Annotated in this window: 14 protein-coding genes; 11 read left to right on the forward strand and 3 right to left on the reverse strand. The window is 66.9% G+C overall.

What is annotated here, in order from left to right; all coding sequences use genetic code 11:
- Nucleotides 1-225, forward strand: a complete 225-nt coding sequence (locus tag ACYP53_RS27855) for a hypothetical protein (RefSeq protein WP_459649453.1) — start codon at nt 1-3, stop codon at nt 223-225.
- A 62-nt stretch (nt 226-287) separates the two neighbouring features.
- Nucleotides 288-491, forward strand: coding sequence for a hypothetical protein (locus ACYP53_RS27860; RefSeq protein ID WP_459649454.1), 204 nt, complete (start codon nt 288-290; stop codon nt 489-491).
- Between the two features lie 39 nt (nt 492-530).
- On the opposite strand, the gene ACYP53_RS27865 is transcribed toward ACYP53_RS27860, so the two are convergent.
- A complete protein-coding gene (locus ACYP53_RS27865; RefSeq protein ID WP_459649455.1) occupies nt 531-899 on the reverse strand; it encodes a hypothetical protein in 369 nt (122 codons plus the stop codon).
- Between the two features lie 298 nt (nt 900-1,197).
- Here ACYP53_RS27865 and ACYP53_RS27870 point away from each other — a divergent pair, with 298 nt between their 5' ends.
- The 4 genes from ACYP53_RS27870 (at nt 1,198) to ACYP53_RS27885 (ending at nt 4,532) form a co-directional block, all read left to right on the forward strand.
- Nucleotides 1,198-2,478, forward strand: coding sequence for a hypothetical protein (locus tag ACYP53_RS27870; protein WP_459649456.1), 1,281 nt, complete (start codon nt 1,198-1,200; stop codon nt 2,476-2,478).
- A 205-nt stretch (nt 2,479-2,683) separates the two neighbouring features.
- Entirely contained in the window at nt 2,684-3,436 is a 753-nt protein-coding gene (locus ACYP53_RS27875; RefSeq protein ID WP_459649457.1) for a hypothetical protein, read from the forward strand.
- A 57-nt stretch (nt 3,437-3,493) separates the two neighbouring features.
- A complete protein-coding gene (locus ACYP53_RS27880) occupies nt 3,494-4,183 on the forward strand; it encodes a recombination directionality factor (protein WP_459649458.1) in 690 nt (229 codons plus the stop codon).
- A gap of 169 nt (nt 4,184-4,352) precedes the next feature.
- Complete coding sequence (locus ACYP53_RS27885; RefSeq protein WP_459649459.1) at nt 4,353-4,532, forward strand: hypothetical protein; 180 nt, start codon at nt 4,353-4,355, stop codon at nt 4,530-4,532.
- A gap of 50 nt (nt 4,533-4,582) precedes the next feature.
- On the opposite strand, the gene ACYP53_RS27890 is transcribed toward ACYP53_RS27885, so the two are convergent.
- Complete coding sequence (locus tag ACYP53_RS27890; protein ID WP_459649460.1) at nt 4,583-5,152, reverse strand: hypothetical protein; 570 nt, start codon at nt 5,150-5,152, stop codon at nt 4,583-4,585.
- 616 nt (nt 5,153-5,768) lie between these two features.
- A complete protein-coding gene (locus ACYP53_RS27895; RefSeq protein WP_459649461.1) occupies nt 5,769-6,278 on the reverse strand; it encodes a hypothetical protein in 510 nt (169 codons plus the stop codon).
- 80 nt (nt 6,279-6,358) lie between these two features.
- Between ACYP53_RS27895 and ACYP53_RS27900 the strand changes: the two genes are divergently transcribed.
- The 5 genes from ACYP53_RS27900 (at nt 6,359) to ACYP53_RS27920 (ending at nt 13,459) form a co-directional block, all read left to right on the forward strand.
- Nucleotides 6,359-8,776 (forward strand): phage/plasmid primase, P4 family, encoded by a 2,418-nt coding sequence (locus ACYP53_RS27900; RefSeq protein ID WP_459649462.1) that lies wholly within the window; start codon nt 6,359-6,361, stop codon nt 8,774-8,776.
- Between the two features lie 108 nt (nt 8,777-8,884).
- Nucleotides 8,885-10,684, forward strand: coding sequence for a DNA polymerase (locus ACYP53_RS27905; RefSeq protein WP_459649463.1), 1,800 nt, complete (start codon nt 8,885-8,887; stop codon nt 10,682-10,684).
- A 453-nt stretch (nt 10,685-11,137) separates the two neighbouring features.
- On the forward strand, nt 11,138-11,866 hold the full coding sequence (locus tag ACYP53_RS27910; RefSeq protein WP_459649464.1) for a sigma-70 family RNA polymerase sigma factor: 729 nt from the start codon (nt 11,138-11,140) through the stop codon (nt 11,864-11,866).
- Nucleotides 11,867-12,073: 207 nt separating this feature from the next.
- A complete protein-coding gene (locus ACYP53_RS27915; protein WP_459649465.1) occupies nt 12,074-13,072 on the forward strand; it encodes a DNA cytosine methyltransferase in 999 nt (332 codons plus the stop codon).
- A 144-nt stretch (nt 13,073-13,216) separates the two neighbouring features.
- On the forward strand, nt 13,217-13,459 hold the full coding sequence (locus ACYP53_RS27920) for a hypothetical protein (RefSeq protein WP_459649466.1): 243 nt from the start codon (nt 13,217-13,219) through the stop codon (nt 13,457-13,459).
- Nucleotides 13,460-13,659 lie beyond the last annotated feature (200 nt).

Below are 13,659 nucleotides of genomic sequence, written 5' to 3' on the forward strand. Positions count from 1 at the left end.
ATGGGCGACGACGACCTGTCCGTCCGGGTGTCCCCGCGCGAGATCTACGACGAGATCGTGGGCATGCGCTCCGACGTCCGGTCCCTCGGCGAGCAGACGCAGGAGGTCCGCGACCAACTCGCCGACCATGAGGCACGGTTGCGGACGCTGGAGGCATGGAAGTACGCACTCCCGATCGCCACGCTCGCCACCGTCGTCGGCGCCGTCGTCCAGCTCCTCCGCTAGCCGGTACTCAACCTGGTACCCACCCCACTGCGGGCACCCGACCACCATGAAAGAGAGCGCAGTTGACCCAGTTCCTGAAGACCCACCCGGCACGCCTGTACGCCGTTGCCACCACCGTCCTGGCCCTGATCGCCCACTACGTCCGGGACCTGCCGGACGCCCTGATCCTCGGCGTCGTCGCGGCGACCCTCGGTGTCGGCGAGACCGTCCAGCGCGTGGAGGACGGCAAGACACGGGACGCCGGTACGGACGTGGTGCCGACATGAGCATGGGCGAACACGGGCCCATTCTGATGCGCAAGAACCTCAGTTGTCGTTATCGATGAACACAGGCGGCTCGTCGTCAACGCAGATCGTGACGCCAACGTCAACTGGATGGCCGTAGTCCACATGAAGGATGAACTCGACACCGCCTTCCTCACCTTGGAAGTGGTCGTTCTCACCGTGTGGCGAGATGTTGCTGACCCACACGTCCGCGTCGCCCAGGTTGTAGATGAAGTCCTGTTCAACGGTATGGCCGCCAGGAGCTTGGACTTCGCTGGGACCTCCGTCCCTGACCTCGCCGGCGGTTATATGGACCACGGCGTGCCGGGTGTGGATGACGCTGGGCAGCCCAAAGTTCTTAGGTATTCGCCCTTTCTGACCCCGGTATCTGATCCGGAATGACTGTGGCACTTCTGCCTCCTGGAGCTCAGAAAGAAGTAGCCAGTGGACACTAGCTCCCCCATTTCCAGCGTCAGCCCTAGACGGGTGAACCTGCAAACGGAGCAGTCGACGACGCACACGCACGGGAGCCGCTACTACGCCGACGCCCCCTGATGAACGACGGCGCGCGCCGATTGGCGAGCACTCCCAGTGACGAAATGCGGAGATAAATCCTCCGATTCGCCCTGGAGTCTGGCCGTCCAGCCTCCGTATGGTCTCCAGCAGACGCCGGGCCACACGGGAACGGCAGGCAGGGAAGGATCCTAAGATGAGCTCAACTCTCTTGGTCAAGGCCGTAGTTCGCACCGGCCTCGCCGTCGGAACGGTCGGCAAGGGAGCCAAGCCCCACGCGTTCAAGACGGCCGACGCGGCCGACATGACCGGCGTCACTCTCTGCAATCGTAAGGGCCGGGTGGAGATGACGACGGACGCGGAAGCCGAGCTGTGCAACACGTGCTCCGCCGAGCTGATCGAGCTGCTCGGCCGGGTTTTCGAGGGTGCGCCGACCGAGCGCGAGGCCGCCGTCGAGTTGCCCGTCACCGCCGAGAAGGCGCCCGAAGTCGAGCGCCAGGCGGCCACCGTCGAGGAGGCGCCCACCGTTATCGTCCCGGGACCTGAGGTCATCGAGACCACGCAGGACCGGGAGGAGGCGGCCCGCCAGGATGCGGCACCTACCCGAGCGCTGGTGACCACCACCGACTTCAACATGGTCGAGGGGATGACCGAGATCCTAAACGCCGGGGCGGGCGTGATCGCCGACGCCTTCCGGACGACCATCTCCATCGGCAAGGCCGTCGCCAACACCATGCTCCAGCTCCGCCGGTACATCCTCGTGGACGGCCTGCCGAGCCTGGACGGCAAGAGCAACCAGTACCAGGCGGCCGTGAAGAAGCTGTTCGACCTCGCCGCCGAGCGGGTCTCCGACGTCCACGAGGTGGACGTGAAGGAGATCAGGAACCAGATCAAGCGGGCGGCGCAGAACCAGATGTCGGCCGTCCTGATCCCCTACGTGCAGGCCCTCGACACCGCCGACGAGGAGGAGCGGACCCGCTACGCCCCGCTCCTGGAGAAGGCGCAGGAGTCGCAGCGCCAGGCCATCGAGTCGGCCCAGGCCTACCTGGACGCCGCGATCAAGAAGGACGACCAGGAACACATCGACCTGGCCACCGAGACGTTGGAGCTGGCGCAGCGCCCCATCTCGCTGACGGACCTCGTCCACGACGCCTTCAACATCCCCCGGCAAACCCGCCAGGAGCTGAGCAAGGCCGACGCCGCCCGACGCCGCGAGCTGGCCAAGGCCAACAAGGCGGCCCGGGACACCGCCCCGGCCGACGAACCCGAGCAGGAGCAGACCCCGGCACCCACCCCGGTCGCCCCGGCGACCAGCACCCCGACGGCCATGCTGGACGACGTCGCCAAGGCCCTCACCGTCGTCCCCCTCGCCCCGGTGAGCATGATGGAGGGCGAGGAGCGCGACGCCCTCCTCGGCCAGCTCGACGCGATAGAGAAGCTGCTCGCCGAGATCCGCGACGCCGCCAACCCGCTGTAACCCCAACTCCCGCGCCCCGTCTGACCCTTGCCGGTCGGGCGGGGCCCTTTCGCATGCCCATGCCCCTCTACGTGTGCGCGCCCCTACCGGTGTCAGAACAGGCACCCAACCCCGAGGGGGCAACGTGGGCGGTACAGTCCGCACGATCCGACGAGGCGGGGCACGGTGGTACGTGCACCCGGAAACGCACGACAAGAACCCCGGCGTGACGTCGGTCCTGTCGATGATCCCTAAGCCCTTCCTGGCCTTCTGGAACGCCCGGATGGTGGCTGAACTCGCCGTCGACAGCATCGACTTCGTGGCCAAGATGGCGGCCAGGGATCGTGCCGGAGCGGTCGACTACCTCAAGGGAGCGGCGACCCGCTACACCCGCGCCCGGGCCCGCGTGGGGTCCGATGCGCACGACCTGTTCGAGAGGCTACTCCGAGGCGAACAGGTGGACCGGGTCGGCCCCGACCTTGAGCCGTACAAGCGGCATTTCATTGAGTTTCTGGACGTCGTCCGCCCGGAGCTGGTCCACGCCGAAGACGTGTGCTGGAACGACACCGTCGGCTACGCCGGGTCCTTCGACGCCATCCTCCGCGTCCGGCTGGGGAAGGACGGGAGCCTCGACCCCGACGGCGTCCCCCAGCTCCTCATTGTGGACTGGAAGACCAGCCGGGACACCTACCCCGAGGTCGCACTCCAGCTGAGCGCGTACCGGCACGCCGAGCGGATCATCCACGCTGACGGCAGCGAGGAGCCGATGCCGGTGGTGTACGGCGCCGCCGTCCTACACATCACCGACCAGGGCTGGGCGTTCAAGCCGGTCCGCTCCGGTGAGGAGGTGTTCGCCGTATTCCGCGACCTCCGCCGCATCTTCGACTGGGACCGCGAACAGTCGGGGACCGTCATCGGCCGGGCCCTCGCCGCCTCTGTCGGCCCTCTCGTCACCGGCACCCAGCGCCGCGCGAAGTAGTGCCCCGCCGGCCGCTCCGCGGCCACCCCCTTTCCCGATCCCAAGGAGTTCAGCAGCTTGGCTGTCCGCATTTTCGAGACCGACCCCGCCGCGTTCCCAAAGGCCCGGCCCCAGTTCGCCGACGACCTCGCCTACCGTCTGCGCGCGGGCAAGACCGTCAACGACCGACCGATCAGCCTGCCGACCTGGCGCATCACGACCGGCGATCCGGCCGTCGCCGAAGCGATCGCCAAGCTCCTGGGCGGCGCGGTCGAACCATGGGAGACCACCAAGGAAGACTCCCTGGAGGTCATCACCGAGACGGACAGCCTCCGTCTGATCATCGACGGCGCCCAGGCCGTCGAGTCCTCGCTCGTCCTCTTCGGCCGGTCCGGTCCGCCGATCCACGTGTGTGACGGTGTCGAGTTCCTGGAGCCGCCGGAGGACGCGGGTACGCCCTGCGGGTGTCCGGCGCTTCTGAGCGAACGCAAGGCCCAGTCGAAGTCCGGCCGGGGCCCGTCGCCGCTCATCAAGGTCACGTTCCGCCTCGCCGACTCCCCGGACCTCGGCAAGGGCCAGCTGACCAGCGGCTCCTGGGAGCTGCTCAAGGTCCTTCACGAGCTGGAGAACGCTCTCGACAAGGTCGACGGCCCGGCCTTCGTCCAGCTCTCCCTGGAACTGGTGCAGTTCACCACCCAGACCGGCGTGGACGTCGCCTTCCGCAAGCCCGTCTTCAAGGTGCTCGGCCCGGCCCCGGCCGCGGAGTGACCGCCGGCGCCTTCGGCGCACAGCACCGATCCATCACACCGGCGCCCGACGGCGTCGAGAACCGGGGGTAGCAATCAGCGATCGAAACACCGTCTGCGACTACGCGGGCGACGAGATCCACACCGGCGACCTGGTCAACTACGCCGCCCGCCGGCGCAACCGGGTCCGGGTGACCGACGCCGTGGTCCGCCGGGTGACGGCCCGGGTGGTCGACGGCAGGCTCCGGCCCATGCTGCTGGTCCAGCCGACCGGCGTCGAAAGCGGCTTCGTCCGGCGCCGCTCCATGCGCCGCACCTGGGTCTCCGCCGAACACGTCCGGCTGATCATGCCGGGATACCTGGAGCAGTGAACCGAGGGGTCGACGGGTGGCATACGCCGCCGGTCGACCCCTCTGCTGCATCACATCTGCGCCATCGCCTCTTGAACGTTCTCCATGAACCCAGCACGTGCCTGTTCGAGCTCCGAGTGGTCGACTGAGGTCCCGGAGAAGGCCGCCCACATCTCGTCAGCGTAGATGGCCACGATGTCCGGGCCTTCCAGCTTCACTAGGTTCAGCGCCTTCGAACATTCAACCTGCGCAGCCCGAAGGGCGGTATGTGCTTCCACCCATTGCGGCCCTCCGATATGGGTAATGGTTCCAAGATGCGCCGACGCGAACTCTGCCTGCTCACACCGGCTCAGGAACTCAACATAGGCCTGACGCCGCAGCTCGCGGAGCCGGTGGCGGCGCTGATCTTTCTGCGACTCCCTCAGAACTTCAAGCTGGGCATCTGCCTGGCGCTGCGCAGCAGCGAATGCGGCATCCGCCTGACGCTGAGCAGCAGCCCACGCCGCATCGGCCTGCCGTTGAGCGGCGTCACGGGCGGCGTCTGCCTGACGCTGCGCTGCCCGAACAGTGAAGAAGCCAGTGACGGCACTCCCTAGAAGGGCGGCCCCGGCGGCGATAGCCGCAACGATCAGTTCGTTCATGCCGCCAAGTCTTCCGCAACCTGGCCGCCATACCGTCAGGCCGCATCAGTTCCGTGACGAAATCGTGTACTCAACCTAGTGCCCCGGGAGGGGAACATCGCGAACCGCAACAAGCAGCAGGGCACCCGCTGGGAGAGCTCGCTCCGAGACCACCTGAACACGGCTCTCGGCCAACTGGACCAGGAGGGACACCTCCTGGACCCGTTCGACCCGGGCAACGTCCGACGCGCGGCACAGGAGGGACGACTCGACGTCGGCGACCTCCACGCCGTCCCAGTGATCATCGAGGCCAAGGACGTGACCTCGTCCGCCATCCCCACGTGGCTCCGCCAGGCCCGTGCCGAGGCGATGAACGCCGGGTTCCCCTACGGCCTGGTTGCTGTGAAGGAACGTCGTGCGGCCGTCGCCCGAGGCAAGGTCCACGCCGACGTCCGGACCTGGACCCGCCTCCGCCTCGCCCTCGGTCTCGGCACAACCGTCATGCGGCACCGCTACGCGTGGCGACCCGTCATCCGAAGCCTCGACACCGGCCGCTGGTACCTCACTACCGACGTGGAGCACCTCGCCGTTCTGATCCGGCAGCTTAGGGATGCAATTCGTTCGGGCGGGAAAGTGCCTAGGCACCTCCCCCCACACCGAGACTGCGAACCGCAGCAACGAACTCAGCCATTCCCTTCTCAATTTCAGAGCGATTTTCACCCAAGAGAATTAGCGCATGGCCACTCCCATGGGCTCCACCCGGATACAATCGAGCCGCTCGACTGACTGGGGTCGAGAACTTTGAGAATGCACTCCAAACCTGAACCGGGGCAAATAGCTCAAAGCTTGCATTGTGCTTCCTGAGCGCCGCTTCGCATGACGCCAAGACGGCCCCTAGAGGAGATGCTTTGAAAATATCACTGATCAGCCCCAGCCCATCATGATACTCCCTGTCACCCAAAACCCCTACCGCATGCTCAATACTATCGAAGTATGGAGCGAGTTCGGAAAGCGCGCTATACACCTCTCTGCAGGCCACTCTGAGATCATCACCGGATGACGCGCGGACAAAATTAATGTCCCCGTAGACGTTTCCCGCCTGAACAACGTTCTCGGCACTGCCATCATTAAATTCATTCGAAATCACGGCACCCCCTGAGGAGATCCCAGGATAGCTCCACGCTCTACATGTGCACTCCCCGGCGCTCAAACACCCGAGGAGCGCACGTGCAGATCACCGACATCCTGTCCCGGTTCCAGCAGGTCACCCCCCATGCCGATGGCGGCTACATCGCTCGATGCCCCGCCCACACCGACCGGTCGCCCAGCCTTCGCATCTGGCACGGTGAGGACGGCAAGATCAGGTTCAAGTGCCGGACCGGCTGCGACAACGACGCCGTCCGCCGTGCCGCGCGGTTCAACTGGGGCGACCTGTTCAACGTCGGCGGGGACGGACCACGGGTGACCGCGGAACGGCCGGCGCACGCCGGGCCGGGGGCGATAGCCGCCCTGGCCATGTACGCCGACCTCACCTCGGCGGCCCTGGCCGACTTCGACGACGCCACCGCCCAGGCGGCCCGTGCCTACCTCGACCGCTTTGGCCTCTCCCTCGACACCGCCGCCGACCTCCTTCTCGGCGTCGACCCCGGCGAGCCTGGTTTCCGCTACCGAAGCCGGGCCTTCACCGCGTATCCGCGCCTCACCGTGCCCATGCGCGACTTCGCCGGGGTCGCCCGGGGGTTGCAGGGCCGTGACGTCACCGGCCAGTGCCCGGCGCGGTGGGTGAGCCTGAGCAACCCGGAAGGCGAGCGGTGGGGCCAGTACGGGTGGTTCCCCGGCCTCGGCGGATACGGCACCGTGATCATCACCGAGGGGCCGGGGGACGCGCTCACAGTGGTGGCCGTCGGCTACAACGCCGTCGCGATCCGGGGTGCCGCCCTCGCCGGCAACCCCGAGCTGGTGGCCGAACTCGCCGCCGGGTTGCGCGGCATGCACGTGGTCATCGCGGGCGACCGGGATACGGCGGGCGCTCAGTTCAGCCAGCGCCTGGCCGACGGCCTCGCCGAGCACGGCATCGACGCCTACCTCCTCGACATCCCCCAGGACGGCGACGACCTCACCGACTGGCGGACCCGCGACCCGGCCCGCTTCCCGGCCCAGTTGCACCAGGCGGTGAAGGCGGCGCGGCCGTTGCGGGGCGTCGACCAGGAGGCGGAGCGTCGTAGCGCCGCGTTGTCCGAACGGACCGGCGCCGACTTCGTCAGTCGTGAGCAGGGACTCGAAGCCCTGGAAATGCTCAAGGACTTGACGGACAAGTTCGGCGACTCCGCCGCCATCAATGCCTACGCGCTCGTCAACTGGACCAACGGGCGAATCCGTTACAGCCCTGGCCTCGGGTTCTTCGCCTGGGACGGCCGGCGGTGGGAGCAGTCAGCGACTCGGGTCCGGCAGGAGATCCATCGAATGGGCGCCGCCCTCGCCCTCGCCGGAAATCCCGGCGCCGCAAAGGGTTTTCTGAACACATCGGGGATCGACAACCTCATGACGGAACTCAAGTCCGTTCCATCGGTGTACATTGACGCCGCCGATTTCGACGCCCGACCGGACCTCCTCTCCTTCAAAAATGGGACAGTGAATCTCCGGACCGGGCATCTGCGACCTCACGACCCCGACGATCTGATCACCTACTGCCTAGACATCGACTACCGGCCCGAAGCTCGCGCCCCTCGCTGGGAGGAATTCCTGAGCGAGATCTTTCCGGACCATCCGGAACTCGTCGGGTTCATGCGCCGGATGATCGGATACGGGATCACCGGGAATACAAGCGAGCAGTGTTTCGCCGTATTCCACGGCGGAGGCGCGAACGGAAAGTCTGTCCTGACCGACTGCCTGACAAAGACGTTCCGCACCATCTCCACCACGACGCCGTTCTCAACATTTGAGGAGCGACCCTCGGGCGGAATCCCGAACGATCTCGCCGCCCTGCGCGGCGCCCGCTTGGTACTGGCCTCCGAAGGCGAGGCCGGGCGCCCGATGAGCGAGGCCGTCCTCAAGCGCTCAACCGGCAAGGACATGATTTCCGCGCGGTTCCTTCGCAAGGAATTCTTTGAATTCAAGCCAGCTTTCCTGCTGATTCTTTCGAGCAATCACAAGCCGAAGTTCAAAAGCCAGGACGCAGGCCTCTGGAGGCGCGTGAAATTGGTGCCGTTCACGCGCTACTTCGCTCCCGAGGAGCGTGACTACGACCTGGATGCGAAGCTCGCGGCGGAGGCAGAGGGAATAGCCGCCTGGGCGGTGCGTGGATCGGTGGAGTGGTTTCGCGAGGGGCTACGTGAACCGTCGGTCATCACGTCCTCGGTCCGGGATTTCAAGCAGACTTCGGACCAGCTTGCCGGATTCTTTCCAGACATTCTTGAGCCGTGCCCGGACGGAACTCAGATGGACGGCACGGATGCGTTCAACAAGTACCTCGGCTGGTGTGACGCCGAAAATCTCCCGATGAAGGAACGGTGGACTCGGCGCGCCTTCTATTCGGCGCTTGAGGAGCGGGGTGTCCGCCGAAAGCGAATCGCTCGGGGAATCGCACTCGTCGGGATCCGGGAGTCTGCGGGCCCGTGGTCTCCATCGGCAGATATCGCGGCGTAGGAAACAGCAGCGGGGCGGGTACTCAACACGGTACCCGCCCCTCCTATTTGGGGGGCTCCCATTCTCACCTATCGGCATTCCATAGCCGGGGACACGGTCACCGTCAACGTGCCGCAGATCCCGGCAGACCTGGACGCGTTCTACGCCTGGGCGCAGGAGGCCGACCGGCGCGGCGCCATCGCGGTCGACACCGAGACGACGGGGCTCCGACCCTACGCCGCCGACTTCCGCCTTCGGACCATTCAGTTCGGCGATCCCTACATGGCCTGGGTCATCCACTGGGAACGCGGCGGAGAGTTCCAGCAGTTCGCCCGCGCCGTCCTCACCCACGGCCGCCGGTTCATCATCCACCACGGCATGTACGACTGGCAGGTCCTCGACCGCCACGCGGACATCCGGATCGAGCAGCTCGCCCCCCGTACCCGCGACACCCTGATCATGGCCACCTTGATCGACCCGCGCCGAGCGAAGGACGGCGGTGTCGGGGGGAAGTTGAAAGCCCTGTCCGCCCGGTGGGTCGACCCCGCAGCACCGGACACGGAGGCCGGACTCCACGAGGAGTTCCGGCGGCTCGGCTTCACCAGCGAGACCGGGTGGGCGAACATCCCCCTCGACAACCGCTTGTTCAACGTCTACGCCGGCCTCGATGTCGTCCTCGCCTCGCGCCTGGAGCCGGTGCTCGCCGCCGAGTTGAACCGCCTCGGCGTCCGCCAGGCCCTCGGCGACTACGAGCACCAGATCGCGCGGATGTGCGCGATCATGGCGCGCACCGGCCTGATCCTAGACATCGACTACACCCGCCGTCTGGACACCAAACTCGCCGCCCAGGCTGACGAGTTCACGACCCGGGCGCACCGGTACGGCGTGGCCAACGTCAACTCCGCTGCCCAGGTCGCGGATGCTCTCCTCGGCATGGGTGAGCGGCTGGTCGAGCGCACACGCTCCGGGGCGTTCCGGCTCGACAAAGCCGTCCTCCTCCCACTTGCCGACCTGGACGACGACTGGGAGCGGCTGCACGCCCGCACCCCCAACCCCCTGGCCTACGCCGTCCTTCGTGCCCGTCGCGCTGGCACCTGGCGCACGTCGTTCGTCTCCGCGTTCCTCGACCACGTCGGGGCGGACGGGCGCATCCATCCGGTGATCAAGCCCATGGAGGCGATCACAGGCCGGATGGGACTGGAGAAGCCTCCACTGCACGGCGTTCCCGCCGGGGACAGCGAGGTCCGGGGATGCTTCCTCGCCGAGCCCGGCCACGTGATGGTGTCCACCGACCTCTCCGCGGTCGACATGCGCACCCTCGCCGCCATCGCCGACGTGTCCGGGATGAAGGCCGCCGTCGCCGCCGGGCGGGACCTCCACGACCACACCGCCGAGCTGGTGTTCGGCCCCCAATTCACCGCCCGCCAAAGGACCCTGGCGAAAAAGATCGGACTGGGAAAAGTCTACGGCGGCGGAAAGGAAACGATTGCACGTCAATCCGGCGCCCCGGTAGAGGATGTGGCGCGCGCCATCGCAGCCTACAACCGCGAATTCCCAGAAATCTCCTGGGCCGCGCGGAGATGGCAAGCCGAGGCATTCGCGAACGGAATGTGGCTGACAACCCCCATCGGCCGACGCATCCCCCTCTCACGCGATCGGTCCTACGCCGCCACGAACTACATGACGCAGTCCACGGCCCGGGAGGTTCTCGGCCAGGGCCTGCTGAACATCGAAGAAGCCGGACTCCTTCAGTACGCGCGCCTACCGATCCACGACGAGGTCCTCGCCAGCGTGCCGGCGGGGCAGGCGCAGGAGATCGCCCGCGAGATCGAACGGTGCATGTCGTTCGACGTCTACGGAGTCCCGATGGAGGCAAAGGCCAAGGTCGGAGGCCAGAGTTGGGGCTCCCTGTACGAGACCGCCGCGTAGACGACCACCACGTGGGGCCGGGTGCCAGGTTGAGTACCCGACCCCATATAACGGCCAGATAACGCAGCCTTGGGGCTTCCTGTCGCCTCTCATCCTCAGGAATGAGGGCCGGATCACGACCCGGCCACCCCATTCAAGGCAAACCACCCATCCGCACCCATTCCGCCCGGTTATCCGGGCCGGTTCGTCACGCCCGCATGAATCGCTAGATACACGCAACACGGTGCCTGATCAGCCCGTCTGCGCCTGTCCTGGAACGGGGCAGCGCACGCCCAACTCCGGGCCGCTGATCGGCATTTGCATGCCTCGTTCCGTCCGCTCTACCCGCGCACTCCCCGGAGATCGCGGAACTAGCGATCGGGAGCGAACAGCATGCGGCTCAGCCTCACCCCGGAACAGATTGCGGGTGCACGAAACAACAATCTGGACGACATAACCGCCGTCCTTGCCGCGATGGACCACCGCGTCCAGTGGCACGCCAACCACTACGCCTCCGACGGCGGACGCCTCGATCGGGACCTCGCCGAAGACCTCGCTCAGGACGCCCGGTACGCGCTATGGCAGGCGATCGAGCGATTCGAGGGCGACGACCCCGCACAGTGGTTCGCCTACGCCGACCGCACGATCGCCGGCGCCCTCGCCGACAAGCGCCGGGAGATGACCCGACAGGGGGCAAGTCGGCAGGCTGCCAAGGACTTCGAGACCGCACTCAGCATGTGCGGCGGTGACCCGTACGAGGCGGAACGTTTCTGCACCGACCCGCCCGCCGGGTTCCGCCGCCTCAGCCCCGAGGGCGCGTGGGCGGCCCGGATGGCGTGGCAGGGCATCTGGTCCCTCGACGCGCCAGCCGCGGGAGGTGGCACCCACACCCTTGGCGACCACATCGCCGACACCGTCGGTGTCCCGGCCGACCTCGTCGAGCAGGGGGACGTGGAGCGCCACCGCCGGTACGTGATCCGCGACGCCGTCCACGCGACGCTCAACAAGATGGGCCCGATGCAGGGCTACATCCTGCGCGCCGACTTCGGCATCGTCCCCGTGCCTCTGTACGGCCCGGACGTCCCGGACAGCGACCTCGCCGCCGACATGGGCATCACCGAGCGCCAGGTCCGCCAGGGCCGCTACCTCGGCCGCCGGAGGTTCGCCGAGCTGTACCTCGCCGGTGCCAACGAGGCGGCGTGATGCGGAAGATCACCACCGACGACGGCCACGTGATCACCGTCCGACACCTGGCCGACGGCACACTCGACGTCCAACTCCACAACCCGGCGGGCGAAACCACCGCGACTGCCAGCATCCCGTGCGGCCAGCACGGACGGGCCGCCCGATCAACGGCCGTTCGGATCAGTGCGCTTGCCCTCGCCGCCCTCCTCCTGAGAGGGCCGCGCGGTGCGAATACTTGAACTCTGCGCCGGCTACGGCGGTCTCGGCGTTGCCGTGGAGCGGCTGACCGGGGGCTGCGTCGCCTACGTCGCAGAGATCGACCCGCACGCCTCCGCCGTTCTTGCCGCCCGGTTCCCCAGCGCCCCGAACCTCGGCGACGTCCGGTCCATCGACTGGGCCCTCCTCCGCGGCCTGGTCGACGTCATCACCGCCGGGTTCCCTTGTCAGAACATCAGCCACGCCGGACGAAAGGAGGGAATCGACGGTGACCGCTCCCGCATCTGGACCGACGTCGTCGCCGCCGTTCGCGCACTACGACCCCGCATCCTCTACTTGGAAAACGTCGCCGCCCTTCGAACCAGGGGGCTCGACCGTGTCGCCGGCGACCTGGCCTCGATCGGGTACGACGTGCGATGGACGTGCCTACGTGCTGGTGACCCCGCAGTTGGAGCCTGCCACGCCCGGGACCGCTGGTTCGCCATCGCCTACCCGACTACTACCGACCCCAACAACCTCCGACGGCACGGGCGGCCCCGGCGGCGACGACCGTCGACAGGGTGGGCTCAACCTTCGGACGGCCGTCACCCGGCTACCGGCACCGCCCCCGGACTGACCCTCCTGCCGACCCCAAAGGCGAGCGACGGCCCCAAGGGGTCGCCGAACCAGCGAGACAGCAACGGCATCTTCTACCTCCCCGGCCAGGCCGTACGACTCAACCATCAGTGGCGATCGTCCGACGGCACCGACTATGCCCCGGCGATTCACCGATGGGGCCAAATAGTTGGCCGCCCGGCACCGCCCCCGACGGAACTCACCCGGTTCGGGAACTACCGACTCAGCCCCCTTTTCGTGGAATGGATGATGGGTCTCGAACCCGCATGGGTAACGGGAATTGGACTCCCACGCTGGCAAGCCATCCGAATTCTCGGAAACGGCGTCGTACCCCAACAGGCCTATCAGGCCTATCAAATACTCATGGCGAGCGGCTCTCCGGACCACCGGTGAGCCGAACCACCCTCCCCGGGTACTGAGTTGAGTACCCGGAGCCAGTTCGAGATTCTCCCCAAAGGGCCTGGAGTCTGGGACACCAGCTCCTTCAAGCTGGAGCCACAGCAGAGAAGTTGGCCAAGCTGCGAAAGGGGACAGAGAATGCGCTACGACCTGATCAAGACCTTCGCCGAGGAGATGGAAGAGGTTCCCGCCGATATCCTCAAGGAGGGAGACGTGGTGATAGGCGGCCTCGTCGGATTCCGAGTGGTCCACGCCACCGAGGCCCGGGGAGGGGCGCTCACCGTCCGCTTCGCCGACCTCACCACCTTGGTGATCGGGCGCTCTTCGCCCATCGCCCGCGTCACCGGCCCGGCCGCCGAGAAGGTCATCGGGATCAACTAGCAAGTAGCCGAACAGCCCCCCGCCTCGCGCGGGGGGCTTTTTGCGTTCGTGCGCAACCTTCTAGCGACCCACGCGTCATACATCACATGGGGGACAAGCTCGGACCAAGGCATGGCAAATGGACCATCATCGGCCCGGCTTCATTTGGCATGGCCATGGGTGGGTTCCAGCCGCCGAAGTCATGTACGCGTCCGAACTCA

It is taken from the genome of Kitasatospora sp. Ki12, assembly GCF_054601375.1.

Coding starts and splice junctions, on each gene's coding strand:
- ACYP53_RS27855 (WP_459649453.1), top strand. CDS start 1: ATGGGCGACGACGACCTGTCCGTCCGGGTGTCCCCGCGCGAGATCTAC.
- ACYP53_RS27870 (WP_459649456.1), top strand. CDS start 1,198: ATGAGCTCAACTCTCTTGGTCAAGGCCGTAGTTCGCACCGGCCTCGCC.
- ACYP53_RS27890 (WP_459649460.1), bottom strand. CDS start 5,152: ATGAACGAACTGATCGTTGCGGCTATCGCCGCCGGGGCCGCCCTTCTA.
- ACYP53_RS27910 (WP_459649464.1), top strand. CDS start 11,138: ATGGACCACCGCGTCCAGTGGCACGCCAACCACTACGCCTCCGACGGC.
- ACYP53_RS27920 (WP_459649466.1), top strand. CDS start 13,217: ATGCGCTACGACCTGATCAAGACCTTCGCCGAGGAGATGGAAGAGGTT.